The organism is Streptomyces rishiriensis (genome assembly GCF_003112535.1).
In the GTDB taxonomy this organism is placed as follows: Bacteria; Actinomycetota; Actinomycetes; order Streptomycetales; family Streptomycetaceae; genus Streptomyces; species Streptomyces rishiriensis.
In genome coordinates this window covers 66,157-88,488 of record NZ_BEWA01000019.1, presented here as the reverse complement: position 1 = coordinate 88,488, position 22,332 = coordinate 66,157, and the positions used below count along the sequence as shown (strand labels likewise).

Genomic DNA, 22,332 nt, shown 5'->3' with positions numbered 1-22,332 from the left:
GTGGGTACCGGACACGGCTCGCTCTTTGCTTGCAGGCGCTGTCGAGGGAATCGCATCGTGGATACCATGCGATAAGGCTTGACGCATCCACCGGACAGTACCTCGGAGCGGGAGGCGGGGGTCATGCGAACGATGAGCCGGACCGGACTGGTGAGCGCCGGACTGGGACTGGGCGCGGTCGGCGGGTTCGTCGGCAGTCTGCTCAGGGAACGGAGCGCTCTGACGGCAGCTCGCGGTGCAGCGGGCGAAGGAAGTGAGGAACAGCCTTCATGGGGCGTCGGCTCGTACCGCTCACGCTGGACAACCTTCAGGACCTTCCCCAGCGCTGTCGCTCGTGCGTCTTCTGGGAGCTGGACCCCGTCAGCGGCGAAGCCGCGCTGAAGGCGGGGACGACCGCTCTGGAGAAGGAGGCATGGATCTCCGCCGTCCTGCTGGACTGGGGGTCGTGCGGCCGTGTCGTCTATGTGGACGACGTGCCCGTGGGCCATGTGCTGTACGCGCCTCCCGCCTACGTTCCGCGCTCGACGGCGTTCCCCACCAGCCCGGTGTCGCCGGACGCCGTGCAGCTCATGACAGCGTTCATCATGCCGGGCTACCAGGGGCAGGGGCTGGGTCGTGTGATGGTGCAGACGGTCGCCAAGGATCTGCTGAGGCGGGGCTTCAAAGCCATCGAGGCGTTCGGCGACACTCGCTGGAAGGAATCGGCCTGTCTGCTTCCGGCTGATCACCTGCTAGCGGTGGGCTTCAAGACGGTCCGTCCTCACCCCGCCCACCCTCGGCTGAGACTGGAGCTGAGGAGCACACTCTCGTGGAAGGAAGACGTGGAGATGGCGCTCGACCGGTTGCTGGGAGCAGTGCAGAAGGAGCCGGTGTTGCGTCCGCTCTAGGAGACCCCGACACAGCGAAGGGCCGGTCCGTGGGGACCGGCCCTTCGCGTTTCACGTGAAACATCGACCGTCGGCGCGACGGCTCGGTGGGTCACTCGGAGATGAAGGTCTCCAGGTCGCGAACGAGCGCGGCCTTCGGCTTGGCACCGACGATGGTCTTGGCGACCTCGCCGCCCTGGTACACGTTCAGGGTCGGGATGGACATGACGCCGTACTTGGCGGCCGTGTTCGGGTTTTCGTCGATGTTGAGCTTGACGATCTCGATCTTCTCGCCGTGCTCGGCGGCGATGGCCTCAAGGGAGGGCGCGATCTGACGGCACGGGCCGCACCACTCGGCCCAGAAGTCCACCAGGACGGGCTTGTCGCTCTTGAGGACGACCTCTTCGAAGTCGGCGTCGGTCACATTCTTCAGGGTGCCGGCCACAGGGGGCTCCTTCATTCTTGTGCGTGGGGCGGGAGGGGATCAGACGGAGGTCTTCTCGGGCTCGGCCTGCTCCTCGTCCGCGAGGGCGGCGAGGTAGCGCTCGGCGTCGAGAGCGGAGGAGCAGCCGGTGCCGGCCGCGGTGATCGCCTGGCGGTACGTGTGGTCCACGACATCGCCGGCGGCGAAGACGCCGGTCACGTTCGTCCGGGTGGAGGGCGCGGCGACCTTCAGGTAGCCCTCCTCGTCGAGGTCGAGCTGACCCTTGAAGAGCTCGGTGCGCGGGTCGTGGCCGATCGCGATGAACAGGCCGGTCACCGGCAGGTCCGAGAGCTCACCGGTCTTGAGGTTGCGCAGCTTCAGCCCGGCCAGCTTCGGGTCGCCCTGGATCTCGGCGACCTCGCTGTCCCAGATGAACTTGATCTTCGGGTCGGCGAAGGCGCGCTCCTGCATCGCCTTGGAGGCGCGCAGGGTGTCCCGGCGGTGGACGATCGTCACGGACTTGGCGAACCGGGAGAGGAAGGTGGCCTCCTCCATCGCGGTGTCGCCGCCGCCGATGACGGCGATGTCCTGGTCCTTGAAGAAGAAGCCGTCACACGTGGCACACCAGGAGACACCGCGGCCGGAGAGGGCGTCCTCGTTCGGCAGGCCGAGCTTGCGGTGCTGCGAGCCGGTGGTGACGATGACGGCCTTGGCGCGGTGGATCGTGCCGGCGGTGTCCGTGACGGTCTTGATCTCACCCGTGAGGTCGACGGAGACGACGTCGTCGGGGATCAGCTCGGCGCCGAAGCGTTCGGCCTGGGCGCGCATGTTGTCCATGAGCTCGGGGCCCATGATGCCGTCCTGGAAGCCCGGGAAGTTCTCCACCTCGGTGGTGTTCATCAGTGCGCCGCCCGCGGTGACGGCGCCTTCGAACACCAGCGGCTTCAGCGAGGCGCGCGCGGTGTAGAGGGCCGCGGTGTAGCCGGCGGGCCCGGAGCCGATGATGATCACGTTACGGACGTCGCTCACGGCTTGTTTCCTCGTCTCTGGACAGCGTCGGTCGACCGGGGGAGCCTCTCTGGACTCTCACCCCACCCAACGGATCCTAAGGGGCGTACATTCCCGCTGTGTCCGGGCACACGAAGGGAGGACGCCGTGCGGGATGCCGAGGGGGGTACCGCGCGGGAACGGGTTGAAGCGTCGGTTCGTCAGCGGCGGACGTAAGAGGTCGTCAGCAGCACCCTGGCCGGGCCCGATGACGGATGATCCACACAGGCCGTGTCCATGATGTAGGCGTCGACCCGCGTGCTGTCCGTGGTGTCGGGCAGGACGACGAGGACGGCGTCCGTCCCCTTGTATGTGCCCACCTCGGTGGCGAGGGCTCCTTCGTCGCGTCCGATGCCCTTCTGCACACAGGGGGGAACGCTGGGCTGCCGCAGGATTTTCGGCGTCTGGCTCTCGGGCTCGCCCTGGATGCCCATGCTGGCCGGGGAGTGGGAACCGCCGGCCTTGGCCAGGAGATCGGTGACCTGAGTCTCCAGCTTGCTCGCGGAGAAGGTGTCGGGCGCCGCGGACTGATGGGTCGCGCTGCCCGGGTTCCCGTCGCCTGTGAGGGACGACACCAGGACGGAGCCGAGCCCCAGCGCCGCGGCCGTGAAGACCGCGCCGAGGACGGCGACCTTGCGGCGGTTGCCCCGCCTGCGGTTCAGTCGGTCCTTGCGGCCCGGGCCGGTGGTGGTGGCGCGGGGATGCCCCGAGGGGCGGTCCACCGTCGCCGCTGTTTCACGTGAAACAGGAAACGCCTCGGCGTCAGCGGTCGCGTCGGTGTCAGCGGTGACGGCGGCAGCCGTCTCGTGAGCAGGCTCGCGATCCGGTGCCGTGGCGTTCAGCAGAGCCTCGGCCGCCAGCGCGGCGTCGATGCGATGGGCCACGTCGTCCGGCATGCGCGGCGGCCCGGGAAGGTCGCCCAGCAGGCCGCGGATCTCCTCCAGCGAGGCGTGGACGTCGGCGCAGAGCTCGCAGGCGTCCAGATGGCGACGTACGTCGGCGCTTCGAGCGGGAGTGAGCAGGCCCTCGGTGAGGTCGGAGATCTCCGTGACGTCCGGGTGCCCGGTCGTGTCCGTCGTCGATGTCACGCTCGCCCACCTCCGCCCTTCACAGCAGCTGAATCGCCTGTCCCGGCGTTGCCCGGCCCCTCGTCGCGAAGGTCCGCTGCCGGTGGGACGGATGTCCCCTGCGCCCGGTTCCGTCCTGGGCTGCTTTCTCTCCTGGCGCCGGATCCTTCGGGGCGCAGGTGGGTGAGCAAGGGCAGGAGTCTGGCTCTGCCCCGGGCACAGCGGCTCTTCACCGTCCCGGTCGGCACGTCGAGCACGCGGGCGGCCTCGGCGACCGGGTAGCCCTGCATGTCCACGAGGACGAGGGCGGCCCTTTGGTCGGGCGGGAGCGTGCCGAGCGCTTCGACGAGCTGGCGGTGCACGTCGTTGCGTTCCGCCGGCGCGGAGGCCGACTCATGGGGGTCGAGCAGTTGCTCCAGGCGCTCGGTGTCGTCGACCGGCGAGGTCTTGCGGGAGGCGGCTTTGCGCGCACGGTCCAGACAGGCGTTCACGGTGATGCGGTGCAGCCAGGTCGTGACGGCGGACTGGCCGCGGAAGGTGTGGGCGGCCCGGTAGGCGGACACCAGGGCGTCCTGGACGGCGTCAGCGGCTTCCTCGCGGTCTCCCAGCGTGCGCAGGGCCACCGCCCACAGTCGGTCGCGGTGACGCCGCACGAGCTCACCGAAGGCGTCGGGGTCGCCCTCGACGTGACGGCTGAGGAGGTCCTGGTCGCTCACTCCGTCGTATCCGGAGCCTTCCGCCATCGGACCCCCTCCCCCTTCGGTGAGACGTCAACCCGTGAACCTCACGTCGGTGATGCCCTGCTTGTGGCCGGCGTCGCTGTACTGGTCGCCGGCAGCGTACGGCAGGGCCGTGAGCCACACGAGCACGTACCGTGTCTTGATCGGCTTGGACGCCTTCACGGTAGCGGTGGTTCCGGTCGTGGTGAGGGTGCCGATCTTCTTCATCGACTTCAGGGCGCTCGGCGACGGATTCAGGGAGTCCGCGGCGTAGAGGTTCACGGTCGTGTGATCGCCCTCGTAGTAGAGCCCTATGGTCGCCTTCGAGATCTCCTGCGCCGAACCGAGGTCGTAGACGATGCCCACGCCCGGCTTGTAGGGCGCGAGGCTCGGGCCGTCGATGAAGCTCGACGTCCGCCAGTAGGTCGAGCTGTCGTGGTCGTAGGTCTCACCCACGTCGCCGGGGTGCTGGGCGTCGCCGCTCACCACGTACTCCGCCGCGTCCTGGATCTTCAGTGGCTTGACCGGCTTGGGGACGGCGTTGTTCTTGTCGCCCTCGTCCGTCGTCTGCGTCCGGTTCGTGTCGTCGGAGTTGCTCTGGTCCATCAGGGCGTCCGCGAGCTGCCAGCTGCCCAGGCCGAGGGCGGCGATGAGGAGGGCGGAGACCGCCCACTTCAGCGCCTTTCCGGTACGGCTCTGCAGCGGGGGTGGCGGGGCCGTGACCTGCTGGGTGACACCGGGATGCGGTGCCGGCCGGCCGTAGGTGCCCTGCTGGTACGTCGTGCGCTGGTACTCCGGCGGTGCGGTGAACGCGGGCTCCGGCGGCCGGATGCGCGGCATCTCACCGATCGCCTTCACCAGCTCTTCCGGCGTGGTGCAGGCGGCCTCGTGCCGGGAGGCGGTCGCACCGTCGTTGACCAGCGCGCGCATGGACAGCTCCGACAGGCCCCGGTGGACGCCGGCGCGCACCTGGTCGGGGGCGATCAGCCCGATGTCCTTCGGCAGCCCGGACAGGCCGTAGGCGTCGTTCTCGTACGGCCAGCGCTGGGTGAGCGCCGCGTACAGCAGTGCGCCGATGGCCTCGGTGTCGGTGCGCTGAGGGGCATCGGTGGCGATGCCGCGCAGGGCGGCGTTCACGGCGAGGCCGCGGATGCGCCACTGTCCTGAGGAGGTGCGCAGCACGGCGTTGGGGTTGAGCCGCAGATGCGCCAGGCCCTCCCGGTGGGCCGCGGCCATCGCGGAGGCGATCTGACTGGCCATCTGGTAGGCGTCGTGCGGCTCCAGCGGGCCGGCCGCGAGCAACGCGGTCAGCTCGGTGGCGTCGGGCAGCCACTCGTGGACGACGTAGACGAGGTCGTTCTCCTCGACGGCGTCCAGTACCTGGACGAAACGGGGATCGCCGAGCAGCGCCGAGGAGCGCGCCGCGGCCAGCACCGAACGGGCCCGGGCGTGGTCCGCGGGCAGGACATGGACGCCCACGGCACGACGGAGTTTCTCGTCGACGGCACGCCAACTGCTGAAACCGTCCAGACGGGTGACGCACTCTTCGAGACGGTAGCGTCTGGCGAGCTTGTGGCCGCTGTGCAGTTCCGGCGGTGAGGCCTTCCCGGGACGCTCCGCCCCGCCACTCCCCTGTGCCTCGTCGCTGTCCGTGTCCTGCTCCCGGTTCTTGACCACCCCGTCGGCCGTGGACTGGTCCGCTTGTGCGGTCAGCGGTTCATCACCGCTGTTGTCTGCCACGTCGACGGCAGCTGTGCTCCGTTCTGCCACCGTCGTTCCTGCCTCCCCATTCAGTGCGCGCCGTTCGACCTCGTGCGCGCCGTCCGACGCCGAACCCAATTGTGCCCACAGTCCGCCGCTATGCACGACACACGGCGGCGAACGATGGTTGTGCGACTGCCCCTCGTTCACCTTCGTTCAACAGGCGGCGCTCCTTTCCCCGGACCTGATCCGTCCGGCGGTCTCTAGCGCCCCAGGCGGCCGCGGACCATGCCGACCAGCGAGTTGAGCTCCTCGATGCGCATTCTGCGGGCGGCGACGAAGAAGACGCCGAGCAGCAGCGCCCCGCCGGCCAGCAGCGCGGCGAAGGATCCGAGAACGCCCTGGCCCAGGCTGTGGCCGATGCCGTAGCAGGCAGCGCCGCTGATCAGCGCGGCGGGCACGGAGGCGATGCACAGACGGGCGTACGTCCGCAGGACGTGGGAGCCGTCGAGGTCGCCGTCGAGCCGCTTGCGCAGCCGGTTCCAGGCGACGCCGACGCCGATCGCGTACGCCAGACCGTAGGAGGCCGCCATGCCGACCACGGCCCAGCGGGCGGGCAGGACGAAGTAGCAGACCGCCGAGGCGCTCGCGTTGACCGCGGCCACGATGACGGTGTTGTAGAAGGGGGTGCGGGTGTCTTCGTAGGCGTAGAAGGCGCGCAGGACGACGTACTGCACGGAGTAGGGGATCAGGCCGAGACCGAAGGCCATCAGCATGAAGCCCATGTTCGTGGCTTCACTGGTGCCCGAGGAACCGAAGATCAGCGTGCACATCGGGATGCCGAGGGCGAGGAAGCCGAAGGCGATCGGAACGATCGCCACGGCCGTGGTGCGCAGGCCCTGCGAGATGTCGTCGCGGACCGCGCCGCCGTCGCCTTCGGCGGCCGAGCGCGAGATGCGGGGCAGCAGGGCGGCCATCAGGGAGACGGTGATGATGGCCTGCGGCAGACCCCAGATCAGCTGGGCGTTGGCGTAGGCGGCGAAGCCCGTGCCGTCGACCGGCGAGTCCTTGCCGGCCGACGTGGACAGCTGGGTCACGACGAGTGCGCCGGCCTGGTTGGCCAGGACGAAGAGGACGGTCCACTTGGCGAGCGTCGCCGCCTTGCCGAGGCCGTGGCCCCTCCAGTCGAAGCGCAGCCGGAGCCGGAACCCGGTCTCACGCAGGTACGGGATCATTGCGAGGGCCTGCACGACCAGACCGAGCAGGACCCCGATGCCGAGGAGGCGCTCGCCCTGGGGCGGGATGGTCGTGACCTTCATTCCGGAGTCGGCGGCGGTGCCGTAGACCCAGATGAACATGCCCAGCGTCACGATGATGACGATGTTGTTGAGGACGGGCGTCCACATCATCGCGCCGAACTTCCCGCGTGCGTTGAGGATCTGACCCATCACCACGTGGACGCCCATGAAGAAGATCGAGGGCAGGAAGTAGCGGACGAAGGTGATGCCGACCTGGTTGGCCGCGGGGTCGCTGGCGACCGAGTCGGACAGCAGGCGGATCAGGACGGGGGCCGCGGCGATCGCGGCGACCGTGAGCAGGCCGAGCGCCACCATGACCAGGGTGAGCAGCCGGTTGGCGTAGGCCTCGCCGCCGTCCTCGTCCTCCTTCATGGCGCGCACGAGCTGCGGTACGAAGACGGAGTTGAGTCCGCCGCCGACGGTCAGGATGTAGATCATCGTCGGCAGCTGGTAGGCGACCTGGAACGTGTCGCCGAGCAGCCCGACGCCCAGCGCGGAGACGATCAGCGCGGAGCGGACGAAGCCGGTGAGGCGGGAGACCATCGTGCCCGCGGCCATGACGGCGCTGGACTTCAGCAGTCCGGACGCGCGACCGCCCTTCTTGGGGGCGGGGGGCGCGGCGGCCGGGGCCGGCGCCGTGTCGGGCGTCGCGGTGAGGTTCATGGTCTGGTCGACCGCGGGCGTGGCGGCCGCCGGGGCCTGGTACTGCTGCGATGCTCCCTGGACGCCCGGCGGCTGGGCGGGACCCGGCACGGCCGGGGGTTCCGCCGACGGACGGGCGTCGCTCTGCTGCTGGTAGCCGGCCTGCTGCTGGTAACCGCTCTGCTGCTGGTCCCGGAAGAGATGGGCGAAGGCGTCCGGCTGGTGCTGCTGCTCGCCGGAGTGCGTGACCAGGTCGTCCACGCCCACGAACTGGGTGGTGCGGGGGTCGTCGCCGTACGGGAGGTACTGCGTGGGGCCCTCCGGCTCGGGGGCGGGGGTCTGGGCCCACACGTGGGGGTCGGGGGCGTACGGGGACTGCGGGGGCTGGCCGTAGAGGGGCTGCGGCGGCTCAAAGGCGCCCGGGGGCGGCGGAGGGTGCGCCGCGCGGTCGTAGAGCGCCTCGGCGACGGGGTCCTGCGCGGTGAGGTCCTGGGACCGGTAGGGGTCTTGGTCGTAGGCGTCCTGGAGGTACATGTCCGCGGGGTGCTGCGGCGGCACCTGGCCCTGCTCGGGCGGCGGGCCCTCGGGGTGCCCCGAGCCGCCCGCGGCCCGGCCGCGGTCACCGTCGTACGGCGCGTTCATGGCTTACCCCACCTCATCGTCCCGGGCCCACCGGCCACGACATCCTCAACGGTCCACTCTCTCACCCGTGCCGGACGGGTCTGCGCTTTCCGCTTCGGTGTCCGGGCTCTCGTCACTCGGCTGCTCCGGGTCGTCTGCCCCGGCTGATGCGCCGGACTCTTCACTGTGACGGTCCTGGGGCCCCGCAGGTTTCTGCGGGTCGCCCGCGGGCCCGTCGCCCTCGTCGGGGCCGTCCTCGTCGGCTTCCTCGGCTTCGCGGGCGGCCGCCCGCTTGCGCTGGGTGTACATGCGGAAGCCGGCCAGCACCAGGAGCAGGACGCCGCCGCCGATGACCAGCATCACCGTGGCCGTGATCTCGGTGACCTTCACGTCGAAGGTCACCGGCGCCCCGTACTCCTGGCCGTCCTCGGTGTACAGCTGGGCGATCACCGTCGTCTGGCCGTTGACCTTGGCAGATGTGCTGAACTTCACCGTCGTCGTATGGCCGCCGGAGACCGTGATCGGCTGCTCCGCGTAGGGCTCGCCGGAGATCTCCAGACGCGTCTGGTTGGTGGAGGTGAGCCGCAGGACCAGGTGGCCGACTCCCTGCACCAGGTTGTTCTGCACGGTCACCGGGATCGTGGCGCTGCGTCCGGAGAGCTTGGTCTCCGACTTGTCGATCAGCTTGACCTGCCCGGTCAGCGTGTCGAGGTACGTCCGCACGCTCTGGCGGAACGCGCTCGCCGCGCCGCTGCGCCCTCGCCAGGACGTGGACATCTCACGGTTTGTGGCCCGCCCGAAGGGGGTCACCACCCTCGCCTCGTTGGCGAGGATCACCTTGAAGTTGTCGAGCTTGTCCTGGGTGTCCGCGATCTCCTCGAAGGCGGACCGGGGCAGCTCCCGTTTGCGCAGTGAGGCCGGATACGAGGACCTGGACGGCACCTTCGTGCTGGCGGCCGGGTCCGGCTTGGCCTTCGCGGCCGCCGCGAGCTGCTGGGGCTGCGACCAGGTGCCGCCCTGGAGCTGTGTGACGGCCTCCGCGAGCGCCCGTGCCTGGCTGGCGGTCGGCATGCGCTGGGGGGCGACGACGATGCTGCGCTGCTTGTCCGTCTGCAGATTCAGCTCCAGGCTCTGCGCGAGGAACTCCTGCACGGCGAGCGTGGACGCGGAGGCCCTCGTGAGATCGCCCTCGAACATCCTGGACAGCCGCGAGTCCGCGACCACCGCCGTGGTGCCACCGCCGATGGGACGGGCCGCGGAGGGGGTGTAGGAGAGGTCGCCGGTCTCGGCGAGGCTGTCGCTGCGCGCGATGACCTTGTCGGCGCCGGCGGAGGTGGCGACCTTGACGATCGACGGGTCCACGGCGCCCTCCACCGGCCAGGCGAAGTCGGTGCTCGGGGTCACGTGGAGCACCGTCTCCACCGTGGTGGCGGCGACGTCGGTGGCCTCCTTGAGCTGGCTGAGGGAGCCGGCGACACCGGTGCCGTTGTGCGCGAGCGAGGCCAGGTCGGGGTCGGCGAAGGGCAGTGCGACGACCTCCTTGCCCGTGACCGCGTCCTGCAGCTCGTCGAGCCACCGCTTGGCGGCCGCCTGCTGAGTGCCGGCCGTCGTGGTGTCGTCGTCGCCCCGGATGCGGTAGCTGCCGGTCATGGCGTCGACGGACGCCAGCAGGTCCGGGTCGATCACCCAGGTGACGTCGAGCGCCTTGCCCAGGGTCAGCATCTGGTCCAGGCGGCCGCCGGGGGCGATCTCCTTGGCCAGGTCCTCGTTGAGGAACACCGGCGTCTGCTGTGCGTTCGAGCGCGTCTCCGCCGTCATGTGGACGGTGGACATCAGCGGCCACAGCACGGTCGTCGGCGTCCGGGTGTCCGCCTCGTCGCCCTGCCACGGGAGGAAGGTCCGCTGCACGCCCAGGACCTGGTCCCACTGCTGCGCGGACGTCCGGCCGGACAGGGAGACTCCGAGCGGGTAGACGCCGTCCTTGCCGAGGTCGAGCTTGTCGACCGGGACGGAGATGCTGAAGTGCTGGGCCACGCCGGGCGTGAGCCGGGCGAACTTGGCGGCGTACTTGCCGTCGACGGGGACGCCGTCGTCGGCGAGAGCGTCCGCCCGCTTGGCGGCCCTGTCGATCGCCGAGCGGGTGGCGAGCGCGTCACCGACCCGCAGGTCCACGTGGGCGGCCGTGACCGCCTGCTTGCCGTTGTTGGTGACTGTGCCCGAGACGGTCAGGGTGTCCCCGTCGGAGGGGGCGCTGGGGCTGAGCGAGTCGACGGCGACGGCCACCGTGCCCCCGTCGGAGCCCTCCTTGACACCGGCCGGGGCTGCGGCCTGCGCGGTGGCGGCGGGCAGCTGGAGAAGACCGGCCAGCAGGGGCGCCCCGGCGAGCAGTGCGCCGGTGCGCCGCAGCCACCGGCGGGCAGGTGAGGGAGTCATCCCTGGGAAGTCTGCCGCCTCGGCCACGCGTTCGCCCGTCCCTCGTCGTCGTCAGTGGTCGTCGGAATGTGCGTCCACGCATCGTAACGATGCGCGCTGAGGGGAAGTGCCGCGGACTGCTCCACAAGATCGTGGAAGACGGTCGGCTCGTCCGCTATGTGCGTGTATAAGGAGAAGCGGCGGTAAGGAGGGCAAGGACCCGTCTTGCCTGCCTATCGACTGACCTGTCCGATCGTCGCTAAACCGGGCGGCCTCGGCTCGCGCGGCCACGTACCCTCTTCTGTTGTGCCGAACGCCAACGAAGACAATCTCAGTGTCCTGAGCCAGGTGCAGCACCGCGCGGTGAGTGAACTGCTGCGGGTCGCCCCTGTCGCCGACGACCTCGCACGCCGCTTCCAGGAGGCCGGGTTCTCCCTCGCCCTGGTCGGCGGCTCGGTCCGGGACGCGCTGCTCGGTCGGCTCGGCAATGACCTGGACTTCACGACGGACGCCCGGCCCGAGGACGTCCTGAAGATCGTCAGGCCGTGGGCGGACTCCGTGTGGGAGGTAGGGATCGCCTTCGGCACCGTCGGCGTCCAGAAGGACGCCCGCGTCGGAGACGTCGACCGATGCTTCCAGATCGAGGTCACCACCTATCGCTCGGAGGCCTACGACCGCACCTCGCGCAAGCCCGAGGTGTCGTACGGCGACTCCATCGAGCAGGATCTCGTGCGGCGGGACTTCACGGTGAACGCCATGGCCGTGGCGCTTCCGGAGAAGGTGTTCATCGACCCGCACGGCGGCCTCGACGACCTCGCGGCACGGGTGCTGCGCACCCCGGGCACCCCGGAGGAGTCCTTCTCGGACGACCCGCTGCGCATGATGCGTGCCGCCCGCTTCGCGGCCCAGCTCGACTTCGAGGTCGCCCCCGACGTCGTCACGGCCATGCGGGAGATGTCCGACCGCATCGACATCGTCTCGGCCGAGCGGGTGCGGGACGAGCTGAACAAGCTGATCCTCTCCACGCACCCGCGCAAGGGACTCTCCCTGCTGGTCGACACCGGCATCGCCGAGCGGGTGCTGCCCGAGCTGCCCGCGCTGCGGCTGGAGAGTGACGAGCACCACCGGCACAAGGACGTCTACGAGCACACGCTGATCGTTCTCGAGCAGGCCGTCGCGCTGGAGGAGGACGGGCCCGACCTCGTTCTGCGGCTCGCCGCACTGCTGCACGACATCGGCAAGCCGCGCACCCGTCGCTTCGAGAAGGACGGCCGCGTCTCCTTCCACCACCACGAGGTGGTGGGCGCGAAGATGACGAAGAAGCGGATGACGGCTCTGAAGTACTCCAACGAGCTGGTGAAGGACGTCTCCCGTCTGGTCGAACTCCACCTGCGCTTCCACGGGTACGGCATGGGCGAGTGGACGGACTCCGCGGTGCGTCGCTATGTACGAGACGCGGGGCCGCTGCTCGAACGGCTCCACAAGCTGACGCGTTCGGACTGCACGACACGGAACAAGCGCAAGGCGGCCGCACTCTCCCGGGCCTACGACGGGCTGGAGGAGCGCATCTCCCAGCTGAAGGAGCGGGAGGAGCTGGACGCGATCCGTCCTGACCTGGACGGCAACCAGATCATGGAGATCCTGGGCGTCGGCCCCGGTCCCGCCATCGGCAAAGCGTACAAGCACCTGCTGGAACTGCGGCTGGAGAACGGACCGATGGAGTACGACGCCGCGGTGTCGGCCCTCAAGGAGTGGTGGGCCGAGCAGGACTGACGCGCGAAACGGGGTCATGTTTCACGTGAAACACGACCCTGACGATGCGCAGGACGGACAGGCGAAGGGGCGGTGTTTCACGTGAAACACCGCCCCTGTCCGCAACAGGCTTACTTCTTGTAGTCCTTCAGGCAGAGCAGGAAGTTACTGCCGTCACCGCTCTCGGTGTACGAGTACTGGAAGTCCTTGGCCTCTGCTTCGCACTTGCTGTCGGCCGTGAGCTGCGTGTAGGTGCCCTTGACCTTCGCCAGCACGATGAACTGCGCCTGCGAGGAGTCGCACTTGACGACCTCGAGGTCGGGGTTGTTGTCGTCGCTGTTGCCGCGGTGCATGCAGTCGCCGACGGCCGCCGTCTTGGCGTCGTCCTGGCTGGATATGTACGCGCCGATGGCCACGCCGGCGACGGCGAGCACGATGACGATGTTCTTGATCAGCTTGAAGCTGACCTTGCGGCGGGGCTGCTCCGGCGGGACCGCGCCGTACGGGGCGGTGGGGTAGCCGGGCTGGCCGGGCTGCTGGGGGTAGCCGCCCTGCGGCGGGTACGGAGCCTGCCCCTCGGGCTGGCCGTAGGGCTGCTGGCCCGGCTGCGCGAACGGGTTCTGGCCGTGGGGCGGCGGAGTCGACACTTGGGGGTCCCCCTAGAAAACTTGGACGTGGCGCGAAATCACTCGCGAGGTAAGACGCACGTAAGTTACCGGGCCCCACTGACAACCTTGTAGCCGAGGAGACGTCTGTGTCATTGATGTGACACTCACCGGCGCGTAAAGCGGGCCATAGTGCCAGCAACTGCCCCGTAGATAACGGCGACTGTTACCACCAGTGCCGCTGAGCGACCGTCAGAGGGAAGCATCAGGGCGGCGACGGCCGCGGCGCCGACGAAGGCGACGTTGAACAGGACGTCGTAGAGCGAGAAGATCCGGCCGCGGAAGCCGTCCTCCACGCAGGACTGGATGACGGTGTCGGTGGAGATCTTCGCGCCCTGGGTGACCAGCCCCAGCACGAACGCGGCGACGAACGTGGTGACCTGGGTGAACGGAAGCATCAGGGCGAGCTCCAGAACCGCGGCTACCGCGGCGCAGACGGCGATCCAGCGGAGCGGGCCGAGCCGGCCCGCCGCCCAGGGGGTCACCACCGCCGCGACGAAGAAGCCGGCGCCGGAGACGCCCACCGCCAGTCCCAGGAGGGCGAGTCCGTCGTCCGGCTCGGACGCCCAGGCGTACCGGCACAGCATCAACACCATGACGGTCAGGGCGCCGTAGCAGAACCGCATCAGTGAGATCGAGCCGAGCGCCCAGGCGGCCTTTCTGCGCCGGGGCTCGGCGAGGTGGCGTACACCGGCCGAAAGGCCGTGGGCGGTGCCCCTGAGCGCGGCTGCCAGCCGGGGCCGTCCAAGACCGTCGTCGGGGCCGAGCAGATCCACGGCCATCGACAGGGACACCAGGGCGGCGCACAGATACAGCCCGCACGCCAGCAGCACCACGGCCGCGTCGGTGTCCGCGACCACCAGCCGGACGACGAAGGCGAGACCGCCGCCCGCGACCGCGGCCAGCGTCCCGGCCGTCGGGGAAAGGGAGTTGGCCATCACCAGCCGCTCGCCGTCGACCACACGGGGAAGGGCTGCCGACAGCCCGGCGAGGACGAAACGGTTGACCGCGGTGACACAGAGCGCCGAGGCGTAGAAGAGCTGGTCGGGGACCTGGCTGATGGTCAGGACGGCCGTCACCGAAGCCAGCAGGGCCCGCAGCAGATTGCCGTACAGGAGCACCTGACGACGGCGCCAGCGGTCCAGAAGGACGCCCGCGAAGGGCCCGACCAACGAGTAGGGCAGCAGCAGGACCGCCATGGCCGAGGCGATCGCGGCGGCCGAGGTCTGCTTCTCCGGCGAGAACACGACATAGGTGGCGAGCGCGACCTGGTAGACGCCGTCCGCGCACTGGGAGAGCAGCCGCACGGCGAGCAGGCGCCGGAAATTCCTCAAGCGCAGCAGAACGCGCAGATCACGGGCGGCCATGGGCACAGCCTCACATACGGGGAAGGTCCCCGGGTCAGTGGACCCGGGGACCCTTCTCAGCCCTGGCAGGAGCGAATTTTCCGTACGGGGTCGGGTTAGCGCTCGACCTCGCCGCGGATGAACTTCTCGACGTTGTCGTACGCCTCGTCGTCGAAGTACTGCACCGGCGGGGACTTCATGAAGTAGCTCGACGCCGACAGGATGGGGCCGCCGATGCCGCGGTCCTTGGCGATCTTCGCGGCGCGCAGGGCGTCGATGATGACACCCGCGGAGTTCGGGGAGTCCCAGACCTCGAGCTTGTACTCCAGGTTCAGCGGGACGTCACCGAAGGCGCGGCCCTCGAGGCGGACGTACGCCCACTTGCGGTCGTCCAGCCACGCCACGTAGTCCGAGGGGCCGATGTGGACGTTCTTCTCGCCCAGGTCACGGTCGGGGATCTGCGAGGTGACGGCCTGCGTCTTCGAGATCTTCTTGGACTCGAGGCGGTCGCGCTCCAGCATGTTCTTGAAGTCCATGTTGCCGCCGACGTTGAGCTGCATGGTGCGCTCGAGACGGACACCGCGGTCCTCGAACAGCTTCGCCATCACGCGGTGCGTGATGGTGGCGCCGACCTGGGACTTGATGTCGTCGCCGATGATCGGGACGCCCGCCTCGGTGAACTTGTCCGCCCACTCCTTGGTGCCGGCGATGAAGACCGGGAGGGCGTTGACGAAGGCGACCTTGGCGTCGATGGCGGCCTGGGCGTAGAACTTCGCCGCGTTCTCGGAGCCGACGGGCAGATAGCAGACGAGAACGTCGACCTGCTTGTCCTTCAGGATCTGGACCACGTCGACCGGCGTCTCCGCGGACTCCTCGATGGTCTCGCGGTAGTACTTGCCGAGACCGTCGAGGGTGTGTCCGCGCTGGACCGTGACGCCCTTGTTGGGGACGTCGCAGATCTTGATGGTGTTGTTCTCGCTGGCACCGATGGCGTCCGAGAGGTCGAGGCCGACCTTCTTCGCGTCGACGTCGAAGGCGGCGACGAACTCGACGTCACCGACGTGGTAGTCCCCGAACTGCACGTGCATCAGGCCCGGGACCTTGGTCGCCGGGTCGGCGTCCTTGTAGTACTCGACGCCCTGCACCAGCGACGCCGCGCAGTTGCCCACGCCGACGATGGCTACGCGAACCGAACCCATTCCGGTTGCTCCCTGTGTGTACGAGTGAGGCCCTGAATGGGCGCTCACGTGGCGGTTTCGTCGGGCGAATCCGTCCCGGAGGTGTCCCCGGGGCGGGGCAGGCCGCCCGTCGATCCAGATGTGGTGTGCTGCTGAGCGGACCCCCCGGACGGTGAACCCTTGAGGTCTCGTCCGGCCCGCTCGCTCTCGATGAGCTCGTTCAGCCAGCGCACTTCGCGCTCCACGGACTCCATTCCGTGGCGCTGGAGCTCAAGCGTGTAGTCGTCGAGGCGCTCCCGGGTGCGCGCCAGGGAGGCGCCCATCTTCTCCAGACGCTCCTCCAGCCGGCTGCGACGGCCCTCCAGGACGCGCATGCGGACATCGCGCGACGTCTGGCCGAAGAAGGCGAAACGAGCGGCGAAGGTCTCGTCCTCGTACGCGTCGGGGCCCGTCTGGGACAGGAGCTCCTCGAAATGCTCCTTCCCCTCCGCCGTCAACCGATAGACGATCTTGGCGCGTCGCCCCGCGAGAGGAGCTGCGAGGGCGTCCTCAGGGGTGCTCCCCGGCTCTTCGATCAACCAGCCGTTGGCGACCAGCGTCTTGAGGCAGGGATAGAGCGTGCCGTAGCTGAACGCACGGAACACACCCAACGACGTATTGAGTCGTTTGCGCAGCTCATAGCCGTGCATGGGGGACTCGCGCAGCAGGCCGAGGACGGCGAACTCAAGGATCCCGGAACGCCGGCTCATGGTCGCCTCCTCTCGGCTTATGCCGCGCTGATGTATCGACTCGATACATCTAGACGATAGAACGGCCTTCCGGTTGCGACAAGAGGAGGGATGGTGAACGGGATCACATCACTGATTCGTTGCAGGCGACTTGCCTGATTTGGGGTGAACTTCGGGGCTAGGTGGGTTTTGGCGGTGCGTAGTCTGTGCGCCATGCACACCACCGGGACCCATGAGACGCCGGGGGGCGTCGAGGTCCTCGGTGCAGTACGGGTGAATGCGCAAGCGACCGCATCCGTACTTCGGGGGGACAGGAAACCAGCCGCCTTTTCCAGGCGCGCACGGATGCGCCTGCCCGAGGAGTAATCGTTCGATGAGCGAGCACCGTCGCAAACCGCCGCAGCCGCAGGGAGGCGGACGTGCCGCGGCCCGACGCGGCCAGTCCGGTGCGTCCTCCGGCCGCCGCGCGGCACCGCGAGGCGCCACCGGATCTCCTGCCGACTACGGGTTGGGCCATGGGTCCGGAAGCGAGGAGCAGCCGACCGGCAGCCGCGCCGACGCCCGGCGCACGTCCCAGAGAAACCCGGGCGGCGGTCGGCGGAGAGCAGCCGACCCCGCGGCGGGTCGCCGCGGCGGTCAGACCGGGCCCGGACAGGGCAGAGGGCGCTCGGCGCCCGACCGGAAGCGTCTGATCGACTACCCGCGCGCCGACAAGTACGGCTGGCAGCGCTGGATGCCCTCGTGGAAGCTCGTCGCGGGCCTGTTCGTCGGCTTCATCGGCAGCCTGGTGGCCGTGGCGGGCATCGGGTACGCCATGGTGGGCATCCCGGACGTCGCCAAGACGGCCACGGCACAGAACAACGTCTACTACTGGAAGGACGGCAGCCAGATGGTTGCCACCGGTGGTGAGACGAACCGGCAGAACGTCGACCTCTCGCAGATCCCGGAGGAGATGCGCTGGGCGGTGATCTCGCAGGAGAACAAGACCTTCTACGACGACAGCGGCATCGACCCCAAGGGCATCGCCCGCGCCGTGTTCAACATGGCCCGGGGCGGACAGACGCAGGGCGGATCCACGATCACCCAGCAGTACGTCAAGAACGCCATGCTGAACGACCAGTCGCAGACGATCTCCCGGAAGTTCAAGGAGATCTTCGTGTCCATCAAGGTGGGCGCGGAGGTCGACAAGGACCAGATCATGGCCGGCTACCTGAACTCCGCGTACTACGGGCGCAACGCCTACGGGATCCAGGCCGCTGCGCGCGCCTACTTCAACAAGGACGCGATCAAGCTCGACCCGGGTGAGTGCGCGTTCCTCGCCGCGATGCTGAAGGGCGCCACCTACTACGACCCGGCCGGCGCGACGTCCGTCGACTCGGTCGGCGCCACGCCCGCGGCCAACAGCAGGAGGGCCCTGCGACAGATGCAGGACACCCTCGACAAGATGGTCGAGTACGGCCATCTGGACGCCTCGGTGCGGGCGAAGTACACCACGCTCCCCAAGTGGCAGAACCCCCGGTCGAACACCGATCTGAAGGGTCAGATCGGTTACCTCGTCGACCTCGCCAACGGTTACCTGGTGACCCACAGCAAGGAGACCGGGGTCACCCCGGACCTGCTGCAGCAGGGCGGCTTCTCGATCTACACGACCTTCGACAAGAACAAGGTCAACGAGCTGCAGGCGTCGGTCAAGAAGGTCCAGGACGCCAACATCAAGCCGGAGCAGCGGCCGGACACGGACACGCACGTCCAGTTCGGCGGCGCGTCCGTGGAGCCGGACACCGGCGCCATCCGGGCCATCTACGGTGGTGAGGACGCCACCAAGCACTTCACCGACAACGCGGACCAGACCGGCGCCCAGGTCGGTTCGACCTTCAAGCCGTTCGTGCTGGCGGCCGCGATGACCTGGGGCGTGCGCGACCCGGACCTGGGCTCCTCGCAGGCGCAGGACGAGCGCACCATCGTCTCGCCCAAGAGTCTGTTCAGCGGACAGAACAAGCTCAAGATCAGGAACTACGACCACTCGATCTGGAAGAACGAGAAGGGCGAGGAGTGGCTCCAGACCAATGACGGCAACGTCTCCGTGGGCGACGCGCCCGACTTCAAGATCGACCTGCGTGAGGCGATGCGGGAGTCCGTGAACTCCGCCTTCGTGCAGCTCGGCATGGACGTGGGCCTGGACAAGGTCAAGGACTCCGCCGTCAGCGCGGGCCTGAAGGAGTCCAGCCTGACCAACAGCGGCTTCCCGTCGTTCTCGATCGGCATCTCCGACCCGAGCGCGATCCGGATGGCCGGCGCGTACGCCACCTTCGCCGCCAGCGGCAAGCAGCGCGACCCGTACTCCGTGGAGAAGGTCACGAGCGAGAAGGGCCAGATCTTCACGCACGAGGCGCAGACGAAGCAGGCGTTCACGGCCAAGGTCGCTGACAACGTGACGGACGTCCTGAAGACCGTGGTCGACAAGGGCACCGGCACGAACGCCCAGCTGCCGGGCCGTGAGGTGGCGGGCAAGACCGGTACCACCGACGGCAACAAGTCGGCCTGGTTCGTGGGCTACACCCCGCAGCTGTCGACCGCGGTCACCATGTTCCGGTACGACGACGACGAGTCGAAGAAGGACCGAACGTTCCTGAAGATGTTCGGAACCGGTGGCCAGAAGAAGATCCACGGCGCATCGTTCCCGGCGCAGATCTGGCACGACTACATGCTCGAGGCGCTGAAGGGCACACCGTCGAAGGACTTCCCGGAGCCGCAGCCCATCGGTGAGGTCATCAACGCGGAACCGTCCCCGACCCCGACTCCTTCGGCCACCGAGAGCGCGGAGGAGGAGACGTCGCCGTCCCCGACGCCGAGCAAGACGGCGGTCGAGCCGTCGCCGTCGGCGACGGAGACCTGCAACAAGTTCTTCGGTTGCGCGAACGACGGCGGGACGAGCAACGGCAACGGCAACGGCAACGGCAACGGAAACGGCGGCACGGGTGAGACCAGCCCGTCGCCGACCACCTCCGAGACGCCCGGCGACAACAGAGGGAACACCGGCGGTGGCTTCTTCGGAGGCCCGGCCGGGTGACCGTGCTATCGCCCGGCTTGCGTGTTTCACGTGAAACATGCGGATGTTTCACGTGAAACGAGGGCCGCTCCACCGGACCAGGTGGGGCGGTCCTCGGCGTTTTCCTAGCTCTGTACGGCAGGATGGCGCACATGCCCAGTGCAGAATCCTCGCCGGCGCGCGTGCATGAGCCGGATCCGGTAAGGCCGACCAGCGACGACCCGGTGGCCGCGGCCGGCAGTGAGCTGATCGGCGGCCCTCTCGGCCGACGGGCCCTGCTGGGGACGTCCTGGTGGACTCCCGTGCGGATCGTCGCGCTCGTGGCGATCGGGATGTTCGCCCTCGGACTGATCCAGAAGGCGCCCTGCTACAACGGGGGCTGGTTCTTCGGAGCCACCACCCAGTACACGCACGCCTGCTATTCGGACATCCCGCACCTCTATCAGGGGCGTGGTTTCGCCGACGGGCTCGTGCCGTACTTCGACAAGCTCCCCGGCGACATGGACTACCTGGAGTACCCGGTGCTCACCGGCGTGTTCATGGAGGTGGCCAACTGGCTGACGCCGGGCGGGGGCAGCATCCAGGACCAGGAGCAGTGGTACTGGATCGTCAACGCCGGGATGCTGATGGCGTGCGCGGCCGTCATCGCCGTCTGCGTGACCCGGACACACGCCCGGCGTCCCTGGGACGGTCTCCTGGTCGCCCTGGCGCCCGCCTTCGCGTTGACCGCGACGATCAACTGGGACCTCCTGGCGGTCGCCCTGACGGCCGCGGCGATGCTCATGTGGTCCCGGGGCCGGTCCCTGGCTTTCGGGGTCCTGCTGGGGCTTGCGACGGCCGCCAAGCTCTATCCCGTCTTCCTCCTCGGCCCCCTGTTCGTGCTGTGCTGGCGCGCGGGCAAGTGGCGGGACTTCGGCAAGGCTCTGGGCGGTGCGGCCGTCTCCTGGCTCGTGGTGAACCTGCCCGTCATGCTCTTCGCCTTCGAGGGCTGGTCGAAGTTCTACCGTTTCAGCCAGGAGCGGGGCGTCGACTTCGGCTCCTTCTGGCTGATCCTGGCCCAGAACTCCCGCGACCCGCTCACCACCGACAGTGTGAACACCCTCGCCACGCTCCTCGTCGCGCTGTGCGCGGTGGGCATCGCGGCACTGACGCTGACCGCCCCCCGCCGTCCCCGCTTCGCCCAGCTGGCCTTCCTGATCGTGGCGGCCTTCATCCTCACCAACAAGGTCTACTCGCCGCAGTACGTCTTGTGGCTGGTGCCGCTGGCGGTGCTCGCCCGGCCGAAGTGGCGTGACTTCCTGATCTGGCAGGCGTGCGAGGTCGCCTACTTCCTCGGCATCTGGATGTACCTCGCGTACACGATGAGCGGCGAGGCCCACATGGGACTGCCGACCGACGGTTACCACTGGGCCATCGGTGTGCATCTGGCGGGGACGCTCTACCTGTGCGGTGTGGTCGTCCGCGACATCCTCATGCCGGAACGGGACGTCGTGCGACGGGCCGGCGAGGACGACCCCTCGGGCGGTGTGCTGGACGGGGCGGAGGACGTCTTCGTCCTCGGCAGCGCGGCGCATCCGCCGCGGCACGCCTCCCACTTCGACGGGCCGCAGGTGGAGTGGGGCAAGCAGGAGGTCGTCGACAGTTCGCCGTGAGCGAACGGCAAGCCGTCCGGCACCAGCCCGGCACCGGACACGGAAGAGGCCGTACGCGGAACCCGCGTACGGCCTCTCACTGTCTCCTGGGCGCGCCAGGCTGTCCTGGGGACGCTCAGCGATCCACGATCCGGTCGAACTGCGTGGTGGTGTGCCGCAGATGGGCCACCAGCTCGTCGCCGACGTGCGGCTCCGGCGCGTCCGAGGGCACGAACAGGATGGAGACCTGCATGTGCGGCGGCTCGGCGAACCAGCGCTGCTTTCCGCCCCACACGAACGGCGACAGGTTCCGGTTCACGGTGGCGAGGCCGGCCCTGGCGACGCCCTTGGCGCGCGGCATGACGCCGTGCAGGGCCTTGGGGGCCTCCAGGCCCACCCCGTGCGACGTACCGCCCGCCACGACCACCAGGAAGCCGTCCGAGGCCGCCTTCTGCTGCCGGTAACCGAACCGATCGCCCTTGGCGACCTTGGTGACGTCCAGGACCGCGCCGCGGTACTCGGTGGCATCGTGGTCCCCCAGCCACAGCCGCGTGCCGATGCGCGCACGGAAGCGGGTCTGCGGGAACTGCTGCTGCAGCCGGGCGAGTTCGTCGGCCTTGAGGTGACTGACGAACATCGTGTGCAGCGGCAGCCGGGCCGCGCGCAGCCGGTCCATCCAGCCGATGACCTCCTCGACGGCGTCGGAGCCGTCGGTGCGGTCCAGCGGCAGATGGATGGCGAAGCCCTCCAGCCGCACGTTCTCGATGGCGGAGTGCAGCTGCGGCAGGTCCTGCTCGCTGATGCCGTGCCGCTTCATGGACGACATCACCTCGATGACCACCCGCGCGCCCACGAGGCCGTACACGCCGTCCACCGACGACACCGAGCGCACGACCCGGTCGGGCAGCGGCACGGGCTCCTCGCCCCGCCGGTAGGGCGTCAGCACCAGCAGGTCGCCCCCGAAGAAGTCCTTGATGCGCGCGGCCTCGTACGTCGTGCCGACGGCGAGGACGTCCGAGCCCAGCCGGGTGGCCTCCTCCGCCAGCCGGTCGTGCCCGAAGCCGTAGCCGTTGCCCTTGCAGACCGGTACGAGTCCCGGGAACTGCTCCTGCACGTGCTTGTGATGCGCCCGCCAGCGCGCGGTGTCGACGTAGAGCGTGAGCGCCATGGCCGGACCCGGGACCTT

The 22,332-nt window shown here is 69.0% G+C and carries 16 protein-coding genes; 4 read left to right on the top strand and 12 right to left on the bottom strand.

The window, feature by feature from the left end; genetic code table 11:
* Positions 1–269: 269 nt before the first annotated feature.
* A complete protein-coding gene (locus tag Sri02f_RS30595; RefSeq protein WP_109004576.1) occupies positions 270–887 on the top strand; it encodes a GNAT family N-acetyltransferase in 618 nt (205 codons plus the stop codon).
* A gap of 91 nt (positions 888–978) precedes the next feature.
* Here the strand turns inward: Sri02f_RS30595 and trxA are convergent, their stop codons facing one another.
* The 7 genes from trxA to Sri02f_RS30560 all read right to left on the bottom strand — a co-directional run bounded on the left by trxA (position 979) and on the right by Sri02f_RS30560 (position 10,845).
* The gene (gene trxA / locus Sri02f_RS30590) at positions 979–1,311 is read right to left on the bottom strand and encodes a thioredoxin (protein ID WP_109004575.1); all 333 of its coding nucleotides are present in this window, start codon (positions 1,309–1,311) and stop codon (positions 979–981) included.
* A 39-nt stretch (positions 1,312–1,350) separates the two neighbouring features.
* Positions 1,351–2,319 carry a thioredoxin-disulfide reductase gene (trxB, locus tag Sri02f_RS30585; RefSeq protein WP_109004574.1) on the bottom strand — a complete coding sequence of 323 codons (969 nt, stop codon included), beginning with the start codon at positions 2,317–2,319 and terminating at the stop codon, positions 1,351–1,353.
* 179 nt (positions 2,320–2,498) lie between these two features.
* Positions 2,499–3,425: an anti-sigma factor family protein gene (locus tag Sri02f_RS30580; protein WP_109004573.1), complete on the bottom strand. Its 927-nt coding sequence runs from the start codon at positions 3,423–3,425 to the stop codon at positions 2,499–2,501.
* Positions 3,422–4,147, bottom strand: coding sequence for an RNA polymerase sigma factor SigM (gene sigM, locus Sri02f_RS30575; RefSeq protein WP_109004572.1), 726 nt, complete (start codon positions 4,145–4,147; stop codon positions 3,422–3,424). Before sigM ends, Sri02f_RS30580 begins: the two co-directional genes overlap by 4 nt.
* Before the next feature lie 27 nt (positions 4,148–4,174).
* Positions 4,175–5,893: a protein kinase family protein gene (locus tag Sri02f_RS30570; protein ID WP_109004571.1), complete on the bottom strand. Its 1,719-nt coding sequence runs from the start codon at positions 5,891–5,893 to the stop codon at positions 4,175–4,177.
* Positions 5,894–6,087: 194 nt separating this feature from the next.
* The gene (gene murJ, locus Sri02f_RS30565; protein ID WP_109004570.1) at positions 6,088–8,406 is read right to left on the bottom strand and encodes a murein biosynthesis integral membrane protein MurJ; all 2,319 of its coding nucleotides are present in this window, start codon (positions 8,404–8,406) and stop codon (positions 6,088–6,090) included.
* A gap of 45 nt (positions 8,407–8,451) precedes the next feature.
* Positions 8,452–10,845: a DUF6049 family protein gene (locus Sri02f_RS30560; protein WP_109004569.1), complete on the bottom strand. Its 2,394-nt coding sequence runs from the start codon at positions 10,843–10,845 to the stop codon at positions 8,452–8,454.
* Positions 10,846–11,103: 258 nt separating this feature from the next.
* Here Sri02f_RS30560 and Sri02f_RS30555 point away from each other — a divergent pair, with 258 nt between their 5' ends.
* Positions 11,104–12,570 (top strand): CCA tRNA nucleotidyltransferase, encoded by a 1,467-nt coding sequence (locus tag Sri02f_RS30555; protein WP_109004568.1) that lies wholly within the window; start codon positions 11,104–11,106, stop codon positions 12,568–12,570.
* Positions 12,571–12,680: 110 nt separating this feature from the next.
* Here Sri02f_RS30555 and Sri02f_RS30550 read toward each other — a convergent pair whose 3' ends face one another.
* From Sri02f_RS30550 to Sri02f_RS30535, 4 genes are all read right to left on the bottom strand, one after another.
* Positions 12,681–13,196 (bottom strand): LppU/SCO3897 family protein, encoded by a 516-nt coding sequence (locus Sri02f_RS30550; RefSeq protein WP_109004567.1) that lies wholly within the window; start codon positions 13,194–13,196, stop codon positions 12,681–12,683.
* Positions 13,197–13,321: 125 nt separating this feature from the next.
* Positions 13,322–14,581 (bottom strand): MFS transporter, encoded by a 1,260-nt coding sequence (locus Sri02f_RS30545; RefSeq protein WP_109004566.1) that lies wholly within the window; start codon positions 14,579–14,581, stop codon positions 13,322–13,324.
* Positions 14,582–14,676: 95 nt separating this feature from the next.
* Positions 14,677–15,759, bottom strand: a complete 1,083-nt coding sequence (locus Sri02f_RS30540; protein WP_109004565.1) for an inositol-3-phosphate synthase — start codon at positions 15,757–15,759, stop codon at positions 14,677–14,679.
* A gap of 44 nt (positions 15,760–15,803) precedes the next feature.
* Entirely contained in the window at positions 15,804–16,487 is a 684-nt protein-coding gene (locus Sri02f_RS30535) for a PadR family transcriptional regulator (protein ID WP_109004564.1), read from the bottom strand.
* A gap of 352 nt (positions 16,488–16,839) precedes the next feature.
* Here Sri02f_RS30535 and Sri02f_RS30530 point away from each other — a divergent pair, with 352 nt between their 5' ends.
* Together Sri02f_RS30530 and Sri02f_RS30525 are read left to right on the top strand one after the other, a co-directional pair.
* Positions 16,840–19,536: a transglycosylase domain-containing protein gene (locus Sri02f_RS30530; RefSeq protein WP_174855737.1), complete on the top strand. Its 2,697-nt coding sequence runs from the start codon at positions 16,840–16,842 to the stop codon at positions 19,534–19,536.
* 131 nt (positions 19,537–19,667) lie between these two features.
* A complete protein-coding gene (locus tag Sri02f_RS30525; protein WP_109004563.1) occupies positions 19,668–21,167 on the top strand; it encodes a glycosyltransferase family 87 protein in 1,500 nt (499 codons plus the stop codon).
* 115 nt (positions 21,168–21,282) lie between these two features.
* Here the strand turns inward: Sri02f_RS30525 and Sri02f_RS30520 are convergent, their stop codons facing one another.
* Positions 21,283–22,314 carry an alanine racemase gene (locus Sri02f_RS30520; protein WP_069769286.1) on the bottom strand — a complete coding sequence of 344 codons (1,032 nt, stop codon included), beginning with the start codon at positions 22,312–22,314 and terminating at the stop codon, positions 21,283–21,285.
* Positions 22,315–22,332: the final 18 nt, after the last annotated feature.